At 50.9% G+C, this 23,781-nt stretch carries 23 protein-coding genes and 1 tRNA gene; 12 read left to right on the plus strand and 12 right to left on the minus strand.

Annotation, left to right across the window (positions count from 1 at the left end):
• Positions 1 to 7 precede the first annotated feature (7 nt).
• The 5 genes from NNO08_RS19905 (at position 8) to rmf (ending at position 5,812) form a co-directional block, all read left to right on the plus strand.
• Entirely contained in the window at positions 8 to 1,915 is a 1,908-nt protein-coding gene (locus tag NNO08_RS19905) for an ABC transporter ATP-binding protein (protein ID WP_271457407.1), read from the plus strand.
• 14 nt (positions 1,916 to 1,929) lie between these two features.
• A complete protein-coding gene (pqiA, locus tag NNO08_RS19910) occupies positions 1,930 to 3,183 on the plus strand; it encodes a membrane integrity-associated transporter subunit PqiA (RefSeq protein ID WP_271457408.1) in 1,254 nt (417 codons plus the stop codon).
• A 4-nt stretch (positions 3,184 to 3,187) separates the two neighbouring features.
• Positions 3,188 to 4,828: an intermembrane transport protein PqiB gene (pqiB, locus tag NNO08_RS19915; protein ID WP_137382848.1), complete on the plus strand. Its 1,641-nt coding sequence runs from the start codon at positions 3,188 to 3,190 to the stop codon at positions 4,826 to 4,828.
• Positions 4,825 to 5,388: a membrane integrity-associated transporter subunit PqiC gene (pqiC, locus tag NNO08_RS19920; protein ID WP_137382849.1), complete on the plus strand. Its 564-nt coding sequence runs from the start codon at positions 4,825 to 4,827 to the stop codon at positions 5,386 to 5,388. Before pqiB ends, pqiC begins: the two co-directional genes overlap by 4 nt.
• Positions 5,389 to 5,644: 256 nt before the next feature.
• Complete coding sequence (gene rmf, locus NNO08_RS19925) at positions 5,645 to 5,812, plus strand: ribosome modulation factor (RefSeq protein WP_003035871.1); 168 nt, start codon at positions 5,645 to 5,647, stop codon at positions 5,810 to 5,812.
• Positions 5,813 to 5,932: 120 nt separating this feature from the next.
• Here rmf and fabA read toward each other — a convergent pair whose 3' ends face one another.
• Both fabA and NNO08_RS19935 read right to left on the minus strand, forming a co-directional pair.
• Positions 5,933 to 6,451 carry a bifunctional 3-hydroxydecanoyl-ACP dehydratase/trans-2-decenoyl-ACP isomerase gene (fabA, locus tag NNO08_RS19930; RefSeq protein WP_003035875.1) on the minus strand — a complete coding sequence of 173 codons (519 nt, stop codon included), beginning with the start codon at positions 6,449 to 6,451 and terminating at the stop codon, positions 5,933 to 5,935.
• A gap of 68 nt (positions 6,452 to 6,519) precedes the next feature.
• Entirely contained in the window at positions 6,520 to 8,280 is a 1,761-nt protein-coding gene (locus NNO08_RS19935; RefSeq protein WP_271457409.1) for a Lon protease family protein, read from the minus strand.
• 185 nt (positions 8,281 to 8,465) lie between these two features.
• Here NNO08_RS19935 and matP point away from each other — a divergent pair, with 185 nt between their 5' ends.
• Complete coding sequence (matP, locus tag NNO08_RS19940; RefSeq protein ID WP_005123520.1) at positions 8,466 to 8,918, plus strand: macrodomain Ter protein MatP; 453 nt, start codon at positions 8,466 to 8,468, stop codon at positions 8,916 to 8,918.
• Between the two features lie 109 nt (positions 8,919 to 9,027).
• On the opposite strand, the gene ompA is transcribed toward matP, so the two are convergent.
• Both ompA and sulA read right to left on the minus strand, forming a co-directional pair.
• Positions 9,028 to 10,077, minus strand: coding sequence for a porin OmpA (ompA, locus tag NNO08_RS19945; RefSeq protein WP_048212110.1), 1,050 nt, complete (start codon positions 10,075 to 10,077; stop codon positions 9,028 to 9,030).
• A 355-nt stretch (positions 10,078 to 10,432) separates the two neighbouring features.
• Positions 10,433 to 10,942: an SOS-induced cell division inhibitor SulA gene (gene sulA, locus NNO08_RS19950; RefSeq protein ID WP_271442103.1), complete on the minus strand. Its 510-nt coding sequence runs from the start codon at positions 10,940 to 10,942 to the stop codon at positions 10,433 to 10,435.
• 216 nt (positions 10,943 to 11,158) lie between these two features.
• Between sulA and NNO08_RS19955 the strand changes: the two genes are divergently transcribed.
• Positions 11,159 to 11,773 carry a TfoX/Sxy family DNA transformation protein gene (locus NNO08_RS19955; RefSeq protein ID WP_271457410.1) on the plus strand — a complete coding sequence of 205 codons (615 nt, stop codon included), beginning with the start codon at positions 11,159 to 11,161 and terminating at the stop codon, positions 11,771 to 11,773.
• Here the strand turns inward: NNO08_RS19955 and yccS are convergent.
• Together yccS and NNO08_RS19965 are read right to left on the minus strand one after the other, a co-directional pair.
• On the minus strand, positions 11,751 to 13,904 hold the full coding sequence (gene yccS, locus NNO08_RS19960; RefSeq protein WP_137382853.1) for a YccS family putative transporter: 2,154 nt from the start codon (positions 13,902 to 13,904) through the stop codon (positions 11,751 to 11,753). The two genes, NNO08_RS19955 and yccS, sit on opposite strands and share 23 nt — an antisense overlap.
• Positions 13,905 to 13,922: 18 nt before the next feature.
• Positions 13,923 to 14,369: a YccF domain-containing protein gene (locus NNO08_RS19965; protein WP_271457411.1), complete on the minus strand. Its 447-nt coding sequence runs from the start codon at positions 14,367 to 14,369 to the stop codon at positions 13,923 to 13,925.
• A gap of 125 nt (positions 14,370 to 14,494) precedes the next feature.
• Here NNO08_RS19965 and helD point away from each other — a divergent pair, with 125 nt between their 5' ends.
• Complete coding sequence (gene helD, locus NNO08_RS19970; protein WP_271457412.1) at positions 14,495 to 16,549, plus strand: DNA helicase IV; 2,055 nt, start codon at positions 14,495 to 14,497, stop codon at positions 16,547 to 16,549.
• A gap of 32 nt (positions 16,550 to 16,581) precedes the next feature.
• Here the strand turns inward: helD and mgsA are convergent, their stop codons facing one another.
• On the minus strand, positions 16,582 to 17,040 hold the full coding sequence (mgsA, locus tag NNO08_RS19975; RefSeq protein ID WP_137382855.1) for a methylglyoxal synthase: 459 nt from the start codon (positions 17,038 to 17,040) through the stop codon (positions 16,582 to 16,584).
• Positions 17,041 to 17,133: 93 nt separating this feature from the next.
• Complete coding sequence (gene csgI, locus NNO08_RS19980; RefSeq protein WP_271442099.1) at positions 17,134 to 17,796, minus strand: curli synthesis inhibitor; 663 nt, start codon at positions 17,794 to 17,796, stop codon at positions 17,134 to 17,136.
• Between the two features lie 173 nt (positions 17,797 to 17,969).
• On the opposite strand from csgI, the gene NNO08_RS19985 reads away from it, so the two are divergent.
• Positions 17,970 to 18,383: a CoA-binding protein gene (locus NNO08_RS19985; protein ID WP_271454877.1), complete on the plus strand. Its 414-nt coding sequence runs from the start codon at positions 17,970 to 17,972 to the stop codon at positions 18,381 to 18,383.
• A gap of 74 nt (positions 18,384 to 18,457) precedes the next feature.
• On the opposite strand, the gene hspQ is transcribed toward NNO08_RS19985, so the two are convergent.
• Positions 18,458 to 18,775 (minus strand): heat shock protein HspQ, encoded by a 318-nt coding sequence (gene hspQ, locus NNO08_RS19990; protein WP_271449338.1) that lies wholly within the window; start codon positions 18,773 to 18,775, stop codon positions 18,458 to 18,460.
• Between the two features lie 57 nt (positions 18,776 to 18,832).
• Positions 18,833 to 20,023 (minus strand): 23S rRNA (cytosine(1962)-C(5))-methyltransferase RlmI, encoded by a 1,191-nt coding sequence (gene rlmI, locus NNO08_RS19995; RefSeq protein ID WP_137382857.1) that lies wholly within the window; start codon positions 20,021 to 20,023, stop codon positions 18,833 to 18,835.
• 94 nt (positions 20,024 to 20,117) lie between these two features.
• On the opposite strand from rlmI, the gene yccX reads away from it, so the two are divergent.
• Positions 20,118 to 20,399 carry an acylphosphatase gene (yccX, locus tag NNO08_RS20000; protein ID WP_271442098.1) on the plus strand — a complete coding sequence of 94 codons (282 nt, stop codon included), beginning with the start codon at positions 20,118 to 20,120 and terminating at the stop codon, positions 20,397 to 20,399.
• On the opposite strand, the gene tusE is transcribed toward yccX, so the two are convergent.
• Positions 20,396 to 20,725 carry a sulfurtransferase TusE gene (gene tusE, locus NNO08_RS20005; protein WP_271442097.1) on the minus strand — a complete coding sequence of 110 codons (330 nt, stop codon included), beginning with the start codon at positions 20,723 to 20,725 and terminating at the stop codon, positions 20,396 to 20,398. The two genes, yccX and tusE, sit on opposite strands and share 4 nt — an antisense overlap.
• Before the next feature lie 88 nt (positions 20,726 to 20,813).
• Positions 20,814 to 21,473: an FtsH protease modulator YccA gene (gene yccA, locus NNO08_RS20010; RefSeq protein ID WP_003035917.1), complete on the minus strand. Its 660-nt coding sequence runs from the start codon at positions 21,471 to 21,473 to the stop codon at positions 20,814 to 20,816.
• 271 nt (positions 21,474 to 21,744) lie between these two features.
• Between yccA and NNO08_RS20015 the strand changes: the two genes are divergently transcribed.
• Together NNO08_RS20015 and NNO08_RS20020 are read left to right on the plus strand one after the other, a co-directional pair.
• The gene (locus tag NNO08_RS20015; RefSeq protein WP_271457413.1) at positions 21,745 to 23,373 is read left to right on the plus strand and encodes an ABC transporter substrate-binding protein; all 1,629 of its coding nucleotides are present in this window, start codon (positions 21,745 to 21,747) and stop codon (positions 23,371 to 23,373) included.
• 143 nt (positions 23,374 to 23,516) lie between these two features.
• Positions 23,517 to 23,604 (plus strand) — tRNA-Ser (locus tag NNO08_RS20020).
• The last annotated feature ends 177 nt before the right edge of the window (positions 23,605 to 23,781 follow it).

Raw genomic sequence — 23,781 nt, forward strand, 5'->3', positions numbered from 1 at the left:
AAAATAAATGTCATTGATCAGTATGCATGGTGCATGGCTGTCGTTCAGCGATGCGCCACTTCTTGATAATGCAGAATTGCATATCGAGGATAACGAACGCGTCTGTCTGGTAGGCCGTAACGGTGCGGGCAAATCGACGCTGATGAAGATCCTGAACCGTGAGCAGGGTCTTGACGACGGACGTATTATTTATGAGCAGGATCTGGTTGTTGCTCGTCTACAACAGGATCCGCCGCGCAATGTCGAAGGCAGCGTATATGATTTTGTTGCGGAAGGCATTGCAGAGCAGGCGGTGTATCTCAAGCGTTACCACGATATCTCGCATCTGGTGATCACCGATCCGAGTGATAAAAACCTGCAGGAACTGGCGAAGGTTCAGGAACAGCTGGATCACCACAATCTGTGGCAGCTGGAAAGCCGTATCAACGAAGTACTTGAACAGCTTGGGCTGGAGCCAGACATGGAGCTGGCATCGCTTTCCGGCGGCTGGCTGCGTAAAGCCGCGCTGGGCCGGGCGTTAGTCAGCAATCCGCGCATATTGCTGCTGGATGAACCGACCAACCACCTGGATATTGAAACCATCGACTGGCTGGAAGGGTTCCTGAAAACCTTTAACGGCACGATCATTTTTATCTCCCACGACCGTTCGTTTATTCGCAATATGGCAACGCGCATTGTCGATCTCGATCGCGGCAAGCTGGTGACCTATCCGGGTAATTACGATCAGTACCTGCTGGAAAAAGAAGAAGCGCTGCGGGTAGAAGAGCTACAGAATGCGGAGTTTGACCGCAAACTGGCGCAGGAAGAAGTCTGGATCCGTCAGGGTATTAAGGCGCGTCGTACCCGCAATGAAGGTCGTGTGCGTGCGCTGAAGGCCATGCGTCGGGAGCGCGGTGAGCGTCGTGAAGTGATGGGTACGGCGAAGATGCAGGTTGAAGAAGCGAGCCGCTCAGGCAAGATTGTCTTCGAAATGGAGAATGTTGATTACCAGGTTGACGGGAAGCAACTGGTAAAAGATTTCTCCGCGCAGGTGCAGCGCAGCGACAAAATTGCCTTAATTGGACCTAACGGCTGCGGCAAAACGACGCTGCTTAAACTGATGCTGGGACAATTGCAGGCTGACAGTGGTCGCATCCACGTCGGGACGAAGCTGGAAGTTGCCTATTTCGACCAGCACCGTGCTGAACTGGATCCGGATAAAACCGTGATGGATAACCTTGCCGAAGGTAAGCAAGAGGTGATGGTGAACGGTAAGCCGCGCCATGTGCTGGGCTATCTTCAGGACTTCCTGTTCCATCCGAAACGCGCGATGACGCCGGTACGTGCATTGTCTGGCGGGGAACGCAACCGCCTGCTGTTGGCGCGTCTTTTCCTGAAACCCAGCAACCTCTTGATTCTCGATGAACCCACCAACGATCTCGACGTCGAAACGCTGGAACTGCTCGAAGAGTTGATTGACGGTTATCAGGGGACCGTATTGCTGGTAAGCCACGACCGTCAGTTTGTTGACAATACGGTTACCGAGTGCTGGATTTTTGAAGGTGGCGGCAAGATTGGTCGTTATGTGGGCGGTTATCATGACGCGCGTGGCCAACAAACACAGTATGTGGCGTTAAAACAACCCGTTGAGAAAAAAACTGAGGAAACTGTTGCACCTAAAGCAGAAATTGTAAAACGCGGCACAAGCAAACTAAGCTATAAACTACAGCGCGAACTGGAGCAGCTTCCTGCATTGCTGGAAGCGTTGGAAGCTAAGCTGGAAACATTACAAGCTCAGGTGGCTGATGCCTCATTTTTCAGTCAACCGCATGAGCAAACGCAGCAGGTATTAGCTAGTCTGAACGAAGCGGAACAAGAACTTGAGCAAGCCTTTGAGCGCTGGGAGTATCTTGAGTCTTTAAAGAATGGCGCATAATTAAAGGAGCACATATGTGCGAACATCACCATGCCGCGAAGCATATTTTATGCTCGCAGTGTGACATGCTGGTGGCGCTTCCTCGCCTTGAGCATGGTCAGAAAGCGGCATGTCCACGATGTGGCACTACGTTAACGGTTGAGTGGGACGCGCCACGGCAGCGTCCTACCGCCTATGTGTTAGCAGCATTGTTCATGCTGCTTTTGTCCAACCTGTTTCCCTTTGTGAATATGAACGTCGCAGGGGTGAGCAGCGAAGTGACATTGCTGGAAATCCCCAGTGTTCTCTTTTCCGAAGATTATGCCAGTCTCGGCACCTTCTTTTTGCTCTTCGTGCAACTGGTTCCTGCGTTTTGCCTGCTAACTATTCTGTTGCTGGTGAATCGGGTTGAGATGCCGGGGCGGCTCAAAGCGCGGTTAGCGCGCGTCTTGTTCCAGTTAAAAAGCTGGGGAATGGCGGAAATCTTCCTCGCGGGCGTGCTGGTCAGTTTTGTTAAGCTCATGGCCTATGGCGATATCGGTGTGGGCAGTAGTTTCATCCCGTGGTGCTTCTTTTGCCTTCTCCAGTTACGCGCATTCCAGTGTGTTGATCGTCGCTGGCTGTGGGATGATATTGCGCCGATGCCGGCTATCAAACAGGTCTTAAAGCCAGGTGTACCCGGTATCCGGCAAGGATTGCGTTCCTGCTCCTGTTGCACAGCTATTCTTCCGGCTGAAGAGCTGGTGTGTCCGCGCTGTCAAACGAAAGGCTATGTGCGTCGTAAAAACAGTTTGCAATGGACACTGGCATTACTGTTCACGTCGATCATGCTCTATCTTCCCGCCAATATTCTGCCGATTATGATCACCGATTTGCTCGGGTCAAAGCTGCCGTCAACCATCCTTGAGGGTGTGGTTTTAATCTGGAGCGAAGGTTCTTATCCTGTGGCTGCGGTTATCTTTATCGCCAGTATTCTGGTGCCGACGTTGAAAATGATCGCTATCGCCTGGCTATGTTGGGATGCCAAAGGGCATGGCAAACGCGACAGCGAACGTATGCACCTGATTTATGAGGTGGTGGAATTTGTCGGTCGCTGGTCAATGATCGACGTTTTTGTTATTGCGGTGCTCTCAGCGCTGGTGCGTATGGGAGGGTTGATGAACATTTATCCTGCAATGGGTGCTTTGATGTTTGCTTTAGTCGTCATTATGACAATGTTTTCTGCGATGACGTTTGATCCACGTCTGTCGTGGGACCGTGAACCAGAACCAGGCCATGAGGAGTCCTGATAGCATGGAATCTAAAAGTGGGGAAGCCAAAGTGCAGAAGGTAAAAAACTGGTCGCCCGTGTGGATATTTCCGATCGTCACTGCACTCATTGGCGCATGGGTTCTGTTTTACCACTACAGCCATCAGGGGCCGGAAGTCACGTTGATTACGACCAATGCCGAAGGTATTGAAGGGGGTAAAACGACGATTAAAAGCCGTAGTGTGGATGTCGGCGTGGTTGAAAGCGCTACCCTGACGGATGATTTGACCCATGTGGAGATTAAAGCACGTCTCAATTCCGGGATGGAAAAGCTGCTGCATAAAGATTCGGTCTTTTGGGTGGTGAAGCCGCAAGTGGGACGTGAAGGTATCAGTGGCCTGGGAACGCTGTTGTCCGGGGCATATATTGAGCTGCAACCCGGTAATAAAGGCAGCAAGCTGGAAAATTACCAATTGCTCGATTCTCCACCGCTGGCACCGCCTGATGCAAAAGGGATCCGCGTGATCCTGGACAGTAAAAAAGCAGGACAATTGAGTCCGGGTGACCCGGTTCTGTTCCGTGGGTATCGCGTGGGCTCGGTTGAGACCAGCACGTTTGATGCGCAAAAACGTACGATCAGTTACCAGCTTTTCATCAATGCGCCAAACGATCGACTGGTAACCAGTAATGTCCGTTTCTGGAAGGACAGCGGTATTGCCGTCGATCTCACTTCGGCGGGTATGCGAGTGGAAATGGGCTCGCTCACCACGCTGTTTGGCGGCGGAGTCAGCTTTGACGTACCGGAAGGGCTGGAACAAGGCCAACCGGTTGAACAGCACTCCTCTTTTAATCTGTATGACGATCAAAAAAGTATTCAGGATTCCTTGTATACCGATCACATTGATTACCTGATGTTCTTCAAGGATTCAATTCGTGGTCTGCAGCCGGGGGCGCCGTTGGAGTTCCGTGGCATACGCCTGGGTACCGTAAGTAAAGTGCCTTTCTTTGCGCCAAATATGCGCCAGGTATTTAACAACGATTACCGCATTCCTGTTCTGGTGCGTATCGAACCTGAACGGCTGAAAGCGCAGTTGGGTGAAGACACCGATGTAGGTGCTCATCTTGCTGAGTTGCTCAAACGTGGACTGAGAGGGTCATTGAAGACGGGGAACCTGGTGACCGGCGCGCTGTATGTCGATCTCGATTTTTACCCAAAAGAGCCGCCAATTACAGGAGTACGCGAGTTTAATGGTTATCAAATTATTCCGACAGTGAGCGGCGGTCTGGCGCAGATTCAGCAGCGTCTGATGGAAGCGTTGGATAAGATTAATAGTCTACCGCTGAACCCGATGATTGAGCAGGCAACCAATACGCTGTCGGAAAGCCAGCGCACGATGAAGCATCTGCAAACTACGCTGGATAACATGAATAAGATCACGTCCAGCCAGTCGATGCAGCAGCTTCCTGCGGATATGCAGAATACGTTGCGTGAGCTGAATCGCAGCATGCAGGGCTTCCAGCCGGGTTCTGCGGCCTACAACAAGATGGTGGCAGATATGCAGCGTCTTGATCAGGTACTGCGTGAACTGCAGCCGGTTCTGAAAACGCTGAACGACAAGAGTAACGCGCTGGTGTTTGAAGCGAAGGACAAAAAAGATCCAGAGCCGAAGAGGGCGAAACAATGAAAAAGTGGCTAGTGGTGATGATGGCGGTCTGGCTGACGTCATGTAGCTCCAGCGGAGAGAATAAAAGCTATTATCAGCTCCCCATTGCGCAAGGGGGGGTACAAAGTTCAGCTAATCAGGGCAACCGCCTGCTGTGGGTTGAACAGGTTGCAGTACCTGATTACCTGGCGGGGAATGGTGTGGTGTACCAGACCAGCGACGTGAAGTATGTGATAGCGAATAACAATCTCTGGGCCAGCCCACTGGATCAGCAGTTGCGTAATACCCTTGTCGCAAATCTCAGTATGCAACTTCCTGGTTGGGTCGTTGCATCTCAGCCGTTGGGAAGCACCCAGGATACGCTTAACGTGACGGTGACAGGCTTTCACGGACGTTACGATGGCAAAGTGATTGTCAGCGGTGAATGGTTGCTTAATCACCAGGGGCAATTAATCAAGCGTCCGTTCCATATCGAAGTTGTACAGACGCAGGATGGCTACGATGAAATGGTGAAAGTTCTGGCCAGCGCCTGGAGTCAGGAAGCGACCGCAATCGCACAAGAGCTGAAACGCATTCCATAAGCTTAAATAATTGTAAATTATGCCGCCTCAGGCTCATCGCCAGAGGCGGTTTTTTTTATTTTTTTAGTGGTTGAGGTAGCTGTTCTGACAGAGAATTTTTGTACAAATGATTTACCAGCTAGCTCACAAATATGACACTGGCGTGAATTTTGCGCATTGACGAGCCTGATGTTTAGGGGTATTCGTTTAGTGTGATTGCACACTTAGCAATCACTGTTTTCTTTTCCACCAGACCCAAAAATGAGGGAAACGAGGCATGAAGAGACAAAAACGAGATCGCCTGGAACGGGCACATCAACGTGGATATCAGGCCGGCATTGCCGGACGCTCAAAAGAAATGTGTCCCTATCAGACGCTGAATCAGAGGTCATACTGGCTGGGAGGCTGGCGAGAAGCCATGGGGGATAGGGTTTTAATGGCCTGATTCTGTCTCTTTAGATAAAAGAAACCTCCGCAGAGCGGAGGTTTCGCCTTTTGTAGTCCGGCAAATTAACGTACGCGGTCATTAGGCCATGTCGCACACCAGATCTACAGATGTCTGCAATTAGAACGCCGAGGTGTCCTGGAACAGACCCACTTTCAGATCATTTGCGGTGTAGATCAGACGACCATCAACCAGCACTTCACCATCAGCCAGACCCATGATCAGGCGGCGGTTAACGATGCGTTTGAAGTGAATGCGGTAGGTGACTTTCTTCGCGGTCGGCAGAACCTGACCTGTGAATTTCACTTCGCCCACGCCCAGCGCACGGCCTTTACCTTCGCCGCCCAACCAGCCGAGATAGAATCCAACCAGCTGCCACATGGCATCCAGACCCAGGCAACCTGGCATTACCGGATCGCCGATAAAATGGCATCCGAAGAACCACAGGTCCGGGTTGATGTCCAGTTCAGCTTCCACATAACCTTTGTCAAAGTTGCCGCCGGTTTCGGTCATCTTGATGACACGATCCATCATCAGCATGCTTGGTGCAGGCAGTTGTGGGCCTTTAGCACCAAACAGCTCACCGCGACCAGAGGCAAGAAGGTCTTCTTTTGTATAGGATTCGCGTTTATCTACCATGTTCTCTGTAAGCCTTATTTTATTGAAGCACGCAGGATAGCTAACACGTGTACGCTGAACAAGTCCGATCAGTTCGGAATAATCCAATTCAACCAACGTAGCGGCCATGGAAAACGATGACGGCCTTCCTGTTGCGTTGCCGCAGCAATACGCTCCTGGATAGTTTGCATCAGCGTCGTCTGACCTTCGCCATCCCACACCAAATTTAATAGCAGTGGCAGCGCATCGGTTACGTCGTCTACTGCCCAGATAGTGAATTTTTCTTCTTCAACTGCCTGCAGCAGTGCGGGTGGAAGGCTCAGATGTCTGACGTTGGCTGTAGGGATAATCACCCCCTGAGTCCCCGTTAATTCACGCTGCTGGCAGATGGCAAAGAAGCCTTCAATTTTTTCATTCAGACCGCCGACAGGTTGAGCACGACCAAACTGATCGACAGAACCGGTTATCGCGATGCTTTGATTGACAGGAACGTCAGCGAGGGCGCTGATCAGCGCACACAGTTCTGCCATTGAGGCGCTGTCACCGTCTACTTCACTGTATGATTGCTCAAATGTCAGAGAGGCAGAGAACGGTATTTGCTGTTCAAGCTGGAGTTCCGACATCAGGAACGCCTGCATAATCATCATACCTTTGGCATGAATATTTCCGCCCAACTCTGCTTTACGTTCAATATCGGTAAATTCGCCATCGCCAATATGCACGACGCAACTGATACGTGAAGGTTCACCAAACGCGCGGGGATGACCTGGAAATTCAATCACCGACAGGGCGTTTATTTGCCCAATACGCTCGCCTTCCGTTTCAATGAGGATCTGCTCTTGCAGGATCTCATCCTGCATCCGTTCAGAGAGGAATCCTTCTCGCCACTCACGTTGAGCAAGCATCAGACTCAATTGCTCCGCAGTGCAGGTATCACCGTCGCAAAGAGGGGACACTTCTTTGAACTGGCGAGTGATCCATAGCGGATTAAGCGGCAGCGTGTCCTGTTCGCCGGTGTAGCGAACAGCTTCACGGATGAGAACCTGCCATGCATCGGCAGCGGGATAGGGCAAATTGTTGCGTCGGGCAGTATGCGTTACCCACTGACACCACTGTGTCATGGTTTCGGCATCCACTATCTGCAAGTTATCCTCAAATTCGCTGTAGATAGCCTGTTCTGCCAGTTCTGGTTCCATTTCCTGGAAGTCTGCCAGCGATTCACGTTCGCCGACCAACACCACTTTCAGTTTAAGCGGCATAGAAGGGACGGAGACTGGCAGGGGGCGAGACTCGTCAAAGGCTACCCAGTCAAAACGCTCGTGGCTGACAATGGCTTTCAGGCGCATCCACAACAACGGCTGAGCCAAAAGTGTGCGCAATGAGATAACCAGCACACCGCCGTTGGCCTGATGGACCAGTCCCGGTTGCAGCGTAATTTCGCCATTGAACTGGCGCAGACAGCCAAACAGCTGTTCGGCCTCAACCCAGTCCGCATTAACCACCTGAGTTAACGTTGCAAAGTTGTCGTCTGCTTTCTCCGCTGCGCGGTAACGAATAGTGTGGCCGGATACATCGTAATGTCCCCCGGTTAACCTATCGGCATCCGTATGCAAGGTACGTGCAGCCGTTGCAATAAGATTGAGATACTCCAGCTCTTCGGGCGCTTTCACCAGCATAAACGAGGACGTAGCCCAGTGCTGAAGAAGCTGCTCTAGCGCGAATTGTAAACGTGGCTGAGTATCACTGAGTAAGGTATCGGTGTCGTCAGTGACGTGCGGCTGTGCAAATATTTCCTGATAGCTGTCGGTATCAGGAACCAGATCACGCCATGCAAGTTTCGTAATGGTCAAAGTTGATGTTTTTTAGTCTGTTGTAAAAAACGAGATTATACCGTAACCATCAGCACTGCACACGTGGAAAGCACCGCTAAACGGATGTGATGACGCGCGACAGTTCACAGGCTGGATATTCTTTTCTTCAGATGCCCAAAAAGCTGATATTCTGATAAGAGTTACACGGTAACATTGAGATCGCAATGAAATATCAACAACTTGAAAATCTTGAAAGCGGATGGAAATGGAAGTACCTGGTGAAGAAGCATCGCGAGGGGGAGTTGATTACCCGCTATGTGGAAGCCAGTGCTGCCAAAGAAGCCGTTGATTTGTTGCTAACCCTCGAAAATGAACCGGTTCGGGTCAACGCCTGGATTGAAGAATACATGAACCCAGCACTGCTCAATCGCATGAAGCAAACGATCCGGGCGAGGCGTAAGCGGCACTTTAATGCAGAACATCAACATACGCGTAAGAAATCGATCGATCTGGAGTTTATGGTCTGGCAGCGTTTAGCCGGGCTTGCGCAGCGACGTGGTAAAACGCTCTCAGAAACGATTGTGCAGTTGATTGAAGATGCGGAGCATAAAGAAAAGTATGCGAACAAGATGTCGACATTGAAGCAGGATCTTCAGGCGTTACTGGGTAAAGAGTAGGGTACGGGTAACGTCAATATGGAGCGTACCTGGAGCGTACCTGTGTTTTTGAATGATATACAGGTAAAAAAAAACCCCGCCAGGCGGGGTTTTTTTATAAGACGATAACTTAAGCCTGAGGCTGAGTTACAACGTCTTTGATACCTTTAACTTCGATCTCAACACGACGATCCGGAGCCAGGCAGTCGATCAGTGCAGCGCGAGCTTTCACGTTGTCACAGGTGTTGCCAGTAACCGGGTTGGATTCGCCCATACCACGTGCGGAGATTTTGTCAGAAGGGATACCTTTAGAGATCAGGTAATCAACAACGGACTGAGCACGTTTCTCAGACAGACCCTGGTTGTAAGCGTCAGAACCGATGCGGTCAGTGAAGCCCAGAACAACGACGGAACCGTCTTTCGGATCCAGGTTGCTCAGCTGGCTGTACATCTGATCCAGAGCCTGCTGGCCTTCTGGTTTCAGAGTCGCTTTGTTGAAGTTGAACAGAACGTCAGACTTCAGAGTGAAGTGTTTGGTCTGTACTTCTGGAGCCGGAGCCGGAGCCGGAGCAACTACCGGAGCTGCTTCTTCCTGCTGGCCGAAACGGTAAGAAACACCAACGCTCAACAGACCGTTGTCTGGACGACCACCAACGGTGTTCGCGTCACCGATGTTGTTAGTCCACTGGTATTCCAGACGGGTAGCGATTTCAGGAGTAATTGCATACTCTACGCCGCCAGCGAATACTGGGGATACACCAGTGTCGTGGTCTTTGAAGCCGTCGTTGTTTTTAGCATCTGCACGCCAAACCATACCACCCAGACGGGTATAAACGTCCAGATCGTCAGTGATTGGGTAACCCAGTTTAGCGGTCAGCTGAACGCCCTGAGCTTTGAATGCGCCATTTTCAGTGTTGCCTTTGTACGGCATACGACCTAACCAGTCGTAACCCATTTCAAAACCAACGTACGGGTTAACCTGGTAACCACCGAACGCACCAGCACCCAGTTGGCTTTCGTGGGTCGGTCCGTTGTTGTTGATCTGATTGTTGCCGATGTCATGGAACTGGGACCAACCCAGTTTAGCACCAGTATACCAGGTGTTATCTTTCGGAGCGGCCTGCGCCACGGTAGCGAAACCAGCCAGTGCCACTGCAATTGCGATAGCTGTCTTTTTCATTTTATGCGCCTCGTTATCATCCAAAATTCGCCATGAATATCTCCAGAGAGATAACACGGTTAAATCCTTCACCCGGGGACCAGTTCAATAGTTACTCTACCGATATCTGCGGCTTAAGCCGAGCACCCCTGGCGATGTAAAGTCTACAACGTACTCGAAAACTTACAAGTGTGAACTCCGTCAGGCATATGAAAAAAAAAGGCTTGTATACACAATATTTAACATTTATGGATGATTAATTGTACAGCCACTATCGCGGAAACCGCTTCACACAGGCGTTCTCACCAAAAATGTGTTAAAGCTCAAAGCTGAATTTGAGGGTGAAAAAAAATTCCAGGATAATTCCTAATTTTACTCAATGATACAAATTCGAGTGAATTTTTAGCCCGGAATGGTGTCTCCCCGCAAGTGTCTGAGCGCGTACAGGACGCATGATAAATCCCATTGCGTTTCCCTCATCTGCCGCTTTCACCAGTTCTGCATGTTCATCTTCTGTTAATTCTTCCGTCAGCCAGCCGATAACCACACTGTAATTCCCTGTGCGCAGCGCACGGACCATTGATTCCAGCGTATGGCAGGGAGAGAGTTGGCTAATTTGCATGACTTTCGTCAATGGGAGCCCGGCCGACTGCACCCACTCGCGGCTCAGTTTTTGTTGAGGCGTCAGCCAGAGCTGCCAGCGCGACTGCTGACCTAATTGCTGAAGCAGAGGAAGAAGCAGGAGTTGCGTCATCATGGGCTGGTCCTCGCGATAGACCACTTCACTGATAAGCCCAGCGGTAGTGTGCTCTGACGACACGCGCGCAATTTTGCTTGATGCGGAAGAGAACGACGAAGAACGATTTGCGTAGCCTGAAGTGTACATAATCAATCCAGCCCTGTGAGTTACTGTATGGATATACAGTAACCCTGCTATCACCAAAGATCAACCTTATTTTCTGAAACAGGTTCGCAGTTTTTGGTTGTTGTTATGGGAAAAACAAAATTCATCTTGCCCCTTGCGAATAAGTTGCCTATTTTCGTCATTAACGGATCCGCTACTGCAAATCATTTTATTACGTTATGATTTAAAAGGATTTTTATGAAAAAACTTTCTTATGCAAGGATCTATAAATCACAAGAATATCTGGCGTCATTGGGGACTATTCGTTATCGATCGCTGTTTGGTGGTTATAGCCTGACAGTCGACGACACGGTATTTGCTATGGTCGCCAGTGGCGAGTTATATCTTCGGGCCTGTGAACAGAGCGCGCCGTACTGTGTAAAACATTCCCCTGTCTGGCTGACGTTTATAAAACGTGGACGTCCGGTGGTGCTTAATTATTATCAGGTGAACGATACGCTGTGGCAAAACCAGCAACAACTGGTGTCGCTATCACGGTATTCACTGGATGCGGCGTTAAAAGAAAAACAAAGTCGTTTTGCACAGCATCGCCTGCGTGGACTGCCGAACATGACATTTCATCTGGAAACCCTGCTGAATGAAGCAGGTGTAAAAGATGAAAGCACATTACGCATGTTGGGGGCAAAAATGTGCTGGTTGAAACTGCGACAGGTTAATCCCGCCCTGACGGTGAAAATACTCTATGCCCTTGAAGGCGCGATTGGGGGGATTCATGAGGCGGCGCTCCCGGCGATTCGTCGCCAGGAGCTTGTGGAGTGGGTGAGTTCTCTTACGCCTGAACCGGTGTACTAGACGGCAATGCGGCAATTTGCTGCTGTAATCGTCTGATTTCTGGTAGTAGTGCTATCAATAGGCCAACTTGCTGTACGACCAGCGGTTCTTTACTGTCCGGGCGTGGTTCGAGATGCTGAATCCGTTGCTTCAGTCCTTCAAGCGCCTGGTATACGCGCTGCTCGTCAGCGGGTTGATGGTGCAGTGCATCATCAACATAGCAAACGGCATCGTCCAGTAATGCCAGAACGTCCGGGTTGGTTAACTGTTCACGGTGTGCGCCCAGCGCCGAGATATAACTGGTAAAGGTATGGTTGAGGCACAGCAAGCGGAATGCCGTTTCGCGCGTTTGGGCGGTGACATCCGGTTCACTCGACATATTCGACACCACGGATGCCAGCTCCGCATCACGATTATGCGCATCACGGCGTGCAATACGGTATGCCAGACGATTGTCTCGCCCCTGATGATATTGTTCGAGAATGGCGTCAAGGTAACGACAGTTTGCATCGGTCGCCCGTTCAATCACCCGTGGCAGGTTGCGAAAACGCCAGTCTGGCCAGATGAAACTGACGGCTGCCCATGCGATGGCACAACCTATCAGCGTATCGATGACGCGCGGCAGTGCGACTTCAAACCCTTCTCCAAGCAGGTTAAAGCACAGCAATACCAGCAATGTGATAAACATGGTGGCATGCGCGTACTGAACATTGCGGAAAGCGAAAAAGAGCACGCCAGTGATCACCAGCAGTATTAATTGCCCTTCCAGCGATGGGACGAACCACAGGATGGGCAACCCAATCGCTATCCCAACTAATGTGCCGATAATCCTTAACGCCAGACGATGTCGTGTGGCGTTGTAGTTGGGTTGGCAGACAAACAGGCTGGTCAGCAGGATCCAGTAGCCATGGTTCATACCCGTTATCTGGATAATGGCGTACCCGACGCAGAGCACCAGCGACATGCGAACCGCGTGACGAAACAGCGCCGACTCCGGCGTAAAATTGCGACTCAGACGCAGCCAGATATCACTGAATCCATGCGGACTGTCATCGGCAAGCTGATTTTCTGACTCATTGCGCGAGAGTACCTGAGCCTGCTCAGACTCAATGGTGGCGAGTTGCGCATCGATAGCCCGCAGATTTGATAGTAAGAATCCCAGCGTATTGAGCAGATCTGCAGGGGCACCGCTTGCACGCATGCGCTCAAGGGCGGCATCGATATGTGTAAAGACGCGCTCAAAGTGTGGATCGTGCTGGTAAGGGGTGCGTAGCAAAATGCAGCGAGACAGTTGTGTACAGGCTTGTCCCTGCATCGACATTAATCGCTGGAAACGAAACATCACATCGCTGTGACGGAAATGGTCGCGTAGCGTCTGGTACTGAATATGTGAGGAACTTGCGCGTTCGTGAATATCCTGCGCGACAAAATAGTAATGCAGTGTGCGGCGGGTTCCTCGCTGTCCACGGTCACCGCGCAGACGGGTGAGTAATGATATTTTTGTTTGGTTCAACGTCGCCATCAGTTGCCCATTGGCCAGCGCTAAGTCATACAAGGGGGCCTGGCTTTCGTCTTCGATGTCGGGATCAAAAAGGCGGGATTTCAGCTCCAGGTAGTGTGCCAGCTGTTCGTAGCTGCGCGCCAGATTGTCCTGCAGTGGACGAATCGGGAACAGAAGGTGACCGATAAGCGTCAGAAGGTTATACCAGATGGCGCCAGCAAGCAGCAGGATCGGTTGCTGGTACCACTGATCGTAAAGTGATGTGCCCAGCATGGTGTAAATGGCGATCAGTAATGCACCAAAAGCGATGGTCGCATAACGCTGACCTAAGCCTCCCAGCAAAATAAAGCCGCTGGTGGAAAGCGTTAATCCAATCGCGAAAAGCCACGGCCAGGGGAAGAGCAATTCGACGGAGGCCGAGGCAATAAAAAAGCAGATCAGTGTAATGATCAAATTGCGCAGACGACCCGCGAGCCGATCGTCCAGATCGGTCAGCGCGGCAGCAACCATACCCAGCGTTAGCGGGATGGTCAGTTTGACGTCACCCAGCCACCACGGCAGCGCCGTAGTACCGCAAAGTGCGATAAAAATTCGCACGTAGTACAGCCAGGTGCTGTTCCAGGTATAGCGTTTAAGCAGTGGACTTAACATAAAGGCCATCAGTTCCGATTATTCAAAGCGACGACGCGCGTTGGCTTCGCGTGCGGCACGGGCAACTTCGACTGAAACCACGCGACGACCAACGGGCCAGAGTGCAATTGCGGCGATTTTAAAGTTCGCAATACCTACCGGAATACCAATAATCGTAATGCACTGGGCAATACCGGAAACAATATGCATCAGGCACAGCCACCAGCCGAAGAAAATCAGCCAGAAAATATTGAGCAGCGTGCCGCCGGTATTCAGAAGCGCGTTTTTACCCGCCGGGTTGAGTTCATCAACGTGAATCGCTTCATTACCGTAGGGGAACAGCGACAAGCGTGTGATTTCCCAGCAGGAGCGGGTCAAGGGTAGTGTGAAGATAAGCACGATACTGACTAACGTCGCCAGTAACCAGGCTAAGGTGGTGGCGAATCCCCCAAGCACAAAATTTAAAATATTCAGAACAGTACGCATAAACCCTCGGTTAACTCTGGTTTTCTGTGAGTTTGGCAATTGTAACGTTTTTTTGGGCTGGAGCACGTTTTCTCTGGCGGTTACACTGATAAGCAAACCTCTTCGTGTGGATCCGCGTAAGTCTTATGGAACTGAAAGCAACTTCTCTGGGAAAACGTCTGGCGCAACACCCTTACGATCGGGCCGTTATTCTCAATGCCGGCATTAAAGTCTCCGGCGACCGTCATGAGTATCTTATTCCATTCAATCAGTTACTGGCTATCCATTGTAAAAGGGGCCTGGTATGGGGCGAGCTGGAATTTGTGCTTTCTGATGATAAAGTTGTACGCCTTCACGGCACTGAATGGGCGGAAACCCAGCGTTTCCACCATCATCTGAGCATGCTCTGGCAACAGTGGAGCCAGGAGATGAGTGACGTTGCAGCAGGGGTGCTACAGGAACAGCTGGATGCGATTGCCGCGCGTACAGGGGAAAACAGATGGCTGACGCGGAGCCAAACATCCGGATTGCAACAACAGATCCGCCGTGCTTTTGACGCGTTGCCCCTGCCGGTCAACCGGCTGGAAGAATTTGATCATTGTCGTGAGGCATTGCATCAGTGCCAGGCGTGGCTGCAGGACATTGAAGCGTGTCGTTTGCAGCATAACCAGGCATATACCGATGCGATGCTGGCGGAGCATACCGAGTTTTTCCAGAAGATTGAGTCCTCACCGCTGAATCCAGCCCAGGCGCGTGCGGTGGTGAATGGCGAGCAGTCGCTATTGGTGCTTGCGGGTGCAGGAAGTGGCAAGACATCCGTTCTGGTTGCGCGTGCGGGCTGGTTGCTGGCGCGGGGAGAAGCGGCTGCTGAACAAATCCTGCTGCTGGCGTTTGGTCGCAAAGCCGCTCAGGAAATGGATGAGCGCATTCGCGAACGGCTGCAGACGCAAGACGTCACCGCACGGACGTTCCATTCACTGGCGTTGCATATTATTCAACAGGGTAGCAAAAAAGTCCCGACAGTCAGCAAACTCGAAAATGATACTGCCGCCAGAAATAAACTGTTTATCGCCACATGGCGTCAGCAGTGCAGCGAGAAAAAAGCACAGGCTAAAGGCTGGCGACAGTGGTTGGAAGAAGAGATGCAGTGGTCCGTGCCAGAAGGCAATTTTTGGGACGATGAGAAATTACAGCGTCGCCTGGCCTCACGTCTGGATCGCTGGGTTAGCCTGATGCGTATGCATGGTGGAGCACAGGCGGAGATGATCGCCAATGCGCCGGAGGCGATCCGCGATCTGTTCAGCAAACGTATAAAGCTGATGGCACCGTTGCTCAAGGCCTGGAAAAGTGCTCTGAAAGAAGAGAATGCCGTCGATTTTTCAGGATTGATCCATCAGGCCATTGTCATTCTGGAGAAAGGGCGCTTTATCAGCCCCTGGAAGCACATCCTGGTTGATGAATTTCAGGATATCTCCCCACAGCGCGCCGCCCTGTTAGCCGCATTGCGCAAGCAAAACTCACAGACCACGCTATTTGCCGTGGGGGATGACTGGCAGGCCATTTACCGTTTCAGTGGTGCACAACTTTCGTTGACTACTGCCTTCCGGCAACACTTTGGTGAGGGCGATCGCTGCGATCTGGATACGACATACCGTTTTAATAGCCGTATTGGCGAGATAGCCAATCGGTTTATCCAACAAAACCCGCATCAGCTTAAGAAACCGCTCAATAGCCTGGTAACTGGCGACAGAAAAGCCGTCACTCTGCTCGATGAAAGTCAGCTGGATGCGCTATTGGATAAGCTATCCGGCTTTGCGAAAGCAGAAGAACGCATACTGGTGCTGGCGCGATATCACCACCTTAAACCTGCCAGTCTTGAGAAAGCAGCGACCCGCTGGCCCAAACTACAGCTGGATTTTATGACTATTCATGCCAGTAAAGGACAGCAGGCGGATTATGTCATTGTCGTTGGGCTTCATGATGGCAACGATGGTTTTCCGGCCCCGGCCCGTGAGTCGATTATGGAAGAAGCATTACTGCCAATGGTCGAGGATTTTCCGGATGCAGAAGAGAGAAGGTTGCTCTACGTGGCACTTACACGTGCCCGGCATCGGGTGTGGTTGCTGTTTAATAAAGACGCGCCATCTTGTTTTGTTGATGAACTAAAACAACTGGATGTCCCGGTAGCGAGAAAACCCTGAAGAACAGGCGGCTACCGCCGCCTGTCTGACGATTATTTGAGGCGCTCAGCCAGATAACGGGCGTAATCCGGGATCAGTATGTCCGTCGCATCGCTGAAGTTTGGTGACTGGATAATAAAATCGGCGGTAGATACGTTGGTGGCAACCGGAATATTCCAAACTGTGGCCAGGCGCAGAAGGGCTTTAACATCCGGATCATGAGGCACGGCGTTGAGTGGATCCCAGAAGAAGATCAGCACATCAATTTTCCCTTCAGAGATCAGGGCACCGACCTGCTGATCGCCACCCATTGGACCGCTGAGCATGGCGTTGACATCCATACCGGTCGCGCGTTGAATGAGATTTCCTGTCGTGCCTGTCGCATAGAGGACATGCTTTTCTAACAATGGCTGGTGGCGTTCTACCCAGCTCATCAGCATCTGTTTACAGTGATCATGTGCAACCAGCGCAATATGCTTACGCGCCGGTAAAGTGCGAGTCGTCAGTTCCATAGTACAGCTCCCAAGTTAACCTCACTACAGAGTACTGGAAGCTCTTGACGCTGCAAGAGAAAGACAAAAAAAATGCGTAGGTGAACATAAATGTCACGAGGGAGGCTGTTTCTCTGCCCATTGCAGAAAATTACTTCGTGTTTGCGCATCGGCCTGCCCAAACCAGTATTTCAAACGCTGTTCGGTAAGTGTTTGCGACTGTGGCGGCACCCGATCCAGTTCAGAGACTCCCGAGAGCAATGCGCTGTCATCTGCCATCATAGTGGCAAATTGTGGGAGTGAAGCGTGCTTAGACGATTTGTTATAGCGTTCAGTCTCGAGTTCGTAATCCACGATTTTTGCCGATGAGGTAATCGACAAAATATCCAGCTTGACCGGAATGGGCATGGAATCGCCATCTAATAGTTCCACACGGGGAGCGTCATCGAAATGCGTCGCGTCACGTTCGTTGTTAAGACGGGGGAGATGAAAATTGACCTGACTAACCAACTGAGTATCAAAACTGATGACCAGCGGAGGAGAAATATACAGACGTTCTTCATGGCTGGAGAGACGAATCGTTTTCTCAACGCGAAAGACAAGCTGATGCCGACCATTCTCCAGCTCAATACTGTCGGCACCGCGCAGTAAAGAGCTGGACACCTTTTTTCCGTCCAGCACCAGAAGGTCAATATCATTAGACAGGCGCAAAGAGGTCGCACAAACGGTTACCGGCAAAAGCAGAGCAATCAGGGCTGTCACAATGCCGGTTTTCATAAGGTTCTCCTGTCCAGAAAATGATCTGCATAAGATGTATCTAAATTTTTCGACAATCATGTTTACTAACATATAGACATATTTTCCAGTTTAGCTCTCATGCGCCAGTATGGGATGAATGGTTGCGACGTCAGGTTTGTCGTACACTTTGCAAAACAGCCTGGAGGAAGACGATGAAAGAGACCGATATTGCTGGCATTTTGACATCTACCCGTACGATTGCGCTGGTAGGAGCAAGCGATAAACCCGATCGCCCGAGCTATCGGGTAATGAAGTATTTACTTGATCAGGGTTATCACGTTATCCCCGTGTCTCCTAAGGTTGCCGGGAAGTCGCTGCTGGGGCAGCAGGGCTATGCGACGCTGGCAGACGTACCAGAGAAAGTGGATATGGTGGATGTCTTTAGAAACTCAGAAGCAGCATGGGGAGTCGCACAGGAGGCTATTGCTATTGGCGCGAAGACCTTGTGGATGCAGCTTGGCGTGATTAATGAGCAGGCAGCCGTGCTGGCGCGCGATGCGGGCCTGGCGGTAGTAATGGATCGTTGCCCGGCGATTGAAATCCCCAGACTGGGACTGGCGAAGTAAGGTTGTACTGTCGCCGGATGGCGCATTGTATATCCGGCCTACAACGGTGTTTGTCGTAGGCCGGAGAAATGTTGTCAGTTGCGCAGGCGTGGGGCCTGGAGCTGTTTACGGATTGTCCGTGCCAGTTCATCCATCGACGGTTGCTCTGGATGTTCTTCTTGTAGCTCACTACTCAACTGTGCTTCAGCCAGATACGTATGTACTGGCAGGCCATTATCGTCTTCCATCACCACGTGATACCAGGGAGCGGCGCGAAGTTCGTCGTTTACCGCCAACTCATCAGGTGACGGGTCAACAAGCGAATATTCCGGGTCGATATCCACGACCACTCCGAGGTAACCTAACAGGGAATGGCGGACCTGCTGGCCGATACCGAATTTGCTGGCAATCATAGTCACCTCCCGGGAAATAGATACCCTCTATGTAAGGGTAATATTCCACTTTTCAAGTTACATGATGCGACAGGCAAACCCTTTCAGATACAGCCCTTCCGGGTAGGTAGCGATCACGGGATGATCGGCGGCCTGACGGAACTGCTCTATAAATTGTACATCACGCCCGGCATCTATTGCGGCATCGGCGATGATTTTCTGAAATAAATCGGTGGTCATCAATCCGGAGCAGGAGAATGTCAGCAGTACGCCACCCGGATTCAGCAACTGAATTGCCAGCATATTGATGTCTTTATAGCCACGACAGGCACCCATCAACTGGCTTTTGTTTTCGACAAACTTCGGCGGGTCCATCACGATAACATCAAATTTCTCACCACGATCGCGATAGGCGCGCAGCAACTTGAACACGTCATCACGCACAAACTCGGCTTTGCTCAGATCCAGCTTGTTCAGCTCTACGTTCTGGCGGGCGATATCGAGAGCTTCCTGGGAAGTATCAACGCTGACGACCTGGCGGCAGCCGCCCATTAATGCAGAGACGGCGAATCCACCGGTATAGGAGAAACAGTTCAATACGCGCTGATTTTCCACATAACGACGCGTGGCCAGGCGGCTGTCACGCTGATCGAGGTAATAACCGGTTTTATGTCCGTGCTGAATATCAACCAGCAGTTTCATCCCGTGCTCTTCAATCGGCAGCAGTGCTGGCGGCAGTTCACCCGTGACGGGGCCCTGAGTCAGTTCCATGCCTTCTTTTTTACGCACGGCAACATCGCTACGGTCATAAATAGCGCACTCCGGGAAGACAATCTGCAGGGCGCTAATCAATGCGGCACGTTGATACTCGGCACCTGCACTGAGAAGTTGCAGCACCAGAAAGTTACCGAAACGGTCAATGGTGATGCCCGGCAGACCATCAGACTCCCCGGCAATCAGTCGATAGCTGTCCAGCCCGTCCTTTTTCGCCAGCCAGTCTCGCCACTTCTGCGCTTGTTGCAAACGGCGGGTAAAGAAATCAATATCGATGGATTCAGACTTGTCGAATGTCCAGACGCGTGCACGGATCTGCGACGCGGGTGAGTACGCGCCGCGTGCTAACCATTTACCCTGATGGTCAACAATATCGATGGTCTCACCGAGGTTGGCTTTACCTTCCATACGTGCGACGGCACCGGAAAATACCCACGGATGGCGGCGCAGTAATGATTTTTCGCGCCCTTTGGCTAACACTAAACGTACACTCATAATTTACTATTCTGTCAATTCAAAGAAATGGGCGCCATTGTCCTGAGTTTTACGTGTATTTGCAACGCGCACCGCGATGATAAGGAGAACCGCAATGTCGAAAGTCTGCATAATCGCCTGGGTCTATGGCCGGGTTCAGGGGGTAGGATTTCGCTACACCACCCAGCATGAAGCACAACGGCTGGGATTGACTGGCTACGCGAAGAATATGGATGACGGCAGCGTAGAGGTTGTCGCCTGCGGTGAAAGCGACCGGGTAGAACAGCTGATGAAGTGGTTAAAAGCCGGGGGCCCGCGTAGCGCCAGGGTAGACAGAGTTCTCAGCGAACCGCATCGACCTGGCGAAGAGTTAGCGGGATTTAGTATCCGCTATTAAATACATTTCACCGGTTTCGGCAGACCGGCAATTTTAGTCGCCTGCTTGGCCGGACCTTTCGGGAACAGGCGGTAGAGATAACGGCTGTTGCCTTTCTCTTCGCCAAATTTGTTGGCCATCGCTTTGACCAGCATACGAATAGCGGGAGAGGTATTAAATTCCAGATAAAACTCGCGTACGAAACGCACCACTTCCCAGTGTTCCGCGGAGAGCATAATGCCTTCGTTTTCAGCAATGGCAACTGCCAGCGGCTCGCTCCATTCGGTTGTGTCTTTTAAATAGCCTTCGCTATCAGTACTGATTTCTTTACCTTCAAAGATCAACATAATTCTTCACTGCGTTAGTCAAACTGGCGGCAGTTTACCAAAAAAGAAAGCCCCGCATAAGCGGGGCTGGATAATGCGTGTGGACATCTCAATCGCGGCTGGCGAAGCCCAGAATGCTCAGCAGGCTGACGAAGATGTTGTACAGCGATACATACAGGCTGACGGTTGCACGGATGTAGTTGGTTTCACCACCACGGATGATGTTGCTGGTTTCAAACAGGATGGCACCTGAAGAAATCAGGATAAACACCGCGCTAATCGCCAGATGCAGCGCTGGCAGTTGCAGGAAGATATTCGCAACCATACCAATCAGCACTACCACGATACCTGCCATCAGCATACCGCCGAGGAAGGACATGTCTTTACGCGTGGTCAGAACATACGCAGAACAACTGAAGAAGACCAGCGCCGTACCACCCAGTGCCATACCGATCACGTCACCCATACCTGCTGACAGGTAAGTGTTCAGAATCGGTCCCAGGATGTAACCCAGGAAACCGGTGAAAGCGAAAGCAGACAGAATACCTACTGGTTTATCTGCCGTTTTGTAGGTCAGGAACATCAGACCATACATACCAACCAGCGTCAGAATCAGACCCGGAGACGGCAGCATCAGTACCGTACTGGCTGTTGCGGTGATCGCTGAAAACGCCAGCGTCAGGCTGAGCAGGAAATAGGTATTACGCAGCACCTTATGCGTGCTGAGTAGCGATGTACGATCGCGCGAAGAACTAATAATACGATCCATGAGTCACTCTCTTATGACAGATGTAATTAATGATGGAGGATAATGAAATCACCGGTAACGACCCAGCGGTTTTACCCATCTTTACGCATTTTAACCCGCCGGGCTTAAGCATATTATTTCAGCAAAAGCATCTGGATTAGATGTTACCACTGTTTATGCAAAAATGTCAGATCGATATCTGATAGGTAACTGAAAAATATTGCGTTATTCCCTACATGCCTTTAAGAGTGACAGCGGTGTCAACATAAAACAGAGCAATAAGGTAAAGGGAATGACTCAACATAAATCGAAGGTATTTACATTTACGCTGTTGGCTGTCTGTTTGATGTCTGTCAACGGTGTGGCGAGCGCTGCGACAGTTCCCGCGGGCACAGAATTGGCAGCTCAACAGGAACTGGTCAGAAATAACGGCAGTGAGCCAGCCTCACTGGATCCGCATAAAGTTGAAAGCAACGTTGAGTTTAATTTAATCAGCGATATGTTCGATGGACTGGTGGCCGTAAACCTGGATGGCACTATTGCGCCCCGGCTTGCTGCCTCCTGGGAGAATAAAGATAACACTGTCTGGACCTTTCATTTACGTCCGGGCATAACCTGGTCAGATGGATCGGCTATTACTGCACAGGATGTCGTCTGGAGCTGGCAGCGACTGGTTTCACCGCAAACTACTTCACCCTATGCCTCTTATCTGGGCAATATGCATGTCGCAAATGCGGTTGATATTGCTCAGGGGAAAAAAGATCCCACTACGCTTGGGGTCAAAGCGCTGAATGACACTACGCTGGAAATTACCTTGACGCAGCCGACAGCGGCATTTTTAGCGATGCTGGCACACCCATCACTGGTCCCGCTGGATAAAGTACTGATTGGCCGCTTTGGCGATAAGTGGACTCGTCCGGAGCACTTTGTCAGCAGCGGTGCGTATAAGTTGTCGCAGTGGGTCGTCAATGAGCGGATTGTTGCCGTACGCAACCCGCATTACTGGGACGATCAGCATACGGTCATTAATAAAGTGACGTATTTGCCCATCAGTTCAGAGGCCGCAGACGTTAACCGTTACAAAGCCGGGGAAATCGATATTGTTTTTAGTGTTCCGGTCAATCAGTTCGCTCAATTGAAAAAGACGATGGGTGATGAACTCCATGTCTCACCACAGCTTTCAACCTATTATTATCAGTTTAATACCACGCGTGCGCCGTTTAACGACCCGCGCGTGCGTCGGGCGTTGAATATGGCGCTGGATAAAGACATCATCGCACAAAAGGTGATGGGGCAGGGACAACGTGCGGCGTGGGTTATCAGCCAGCCTGAAATTGGCGGGGTAAAATTACATGCGCCGGACTACGCATCATGGCCACTCGACAAACGCATTGCTGAGGCAAAAAAACTGCTGGCGGAAGCGGGGTACGGTCCTGAGCATCCGCTTACCTTAAATCTGCTCTACAACACCTTCGAAACGCATCAGCGAATCGCGATTGCCGCCTCGTCAATGTGGAAGAAAAATCTTGGTGTTGAGGCAAAGCTGCAGAACCAGGAATGGAAAACTATGCTGGATACCATGCACACCGGCAATTTTGACGTCGTACGTTATGCATGGATAGCGGATTACGACGATGCATCGAGTTTCCTCAACATTTTCCGCACAGGCGATAGTGAAAACACCACTCGATACAGTAATCCAGCCTACGATGAAGCGATGCGTAATGCGGCGAAAGCCCGTTCTTTGCCAGAACGTGGGAAATATTACCAGCAGGCGGAAGACGAGTTAGGCGAGGATGTACCCGCTATTCCGGTTTACCACTATGTCCGCACACACCTGGTAAAGCCGTGGGTAGGCGGATTTGCACCGGATAACCGCGGGAATTACTTCACCAAAGATATGTACATCAAAAAACATTAAACAGCAGCATCCCGGATTTGTGCTGAATAAACGGTCAATTTGTTGTTATTTAAGTCGATTAACAACATTTTGGCTGTTTTTCAGGCAAACGAACACATTGGTGCTTTACAGGTCCGTTCGGGATGTTTATAGTGCGCCTCATTGGAAGCGTGGCCGAGCGGTTGAAGGCACCGGTCTTGAAAACCGGCGACCCGAAAGGGTTCTAGAGTTCGAATCTCTACGCTTCCGCCAAACATGAACCCCAGGTAACTTAGTTACCTGGGGTTTTTTCGTTTCTGACGTGATGAGCGATACTATCGTGCCCTGGTTCCTGCATTTTGTGGATTAAACAATAGTGAGCGACGATTCCTGACAGCAATACGATAATATATCCAATCTATTTTTTATTTCCCTTCTATTTACTAATTC

The sequence above is a fragment of the Citrobacter sp. Igbk 17 genome (assembly GCF_028069775.1).
GTDB lineage: Bacteria > Pseudomonadota > Gammaproteobacteria > Enterobacterales > Enterobacteriaceae > Citrobacter.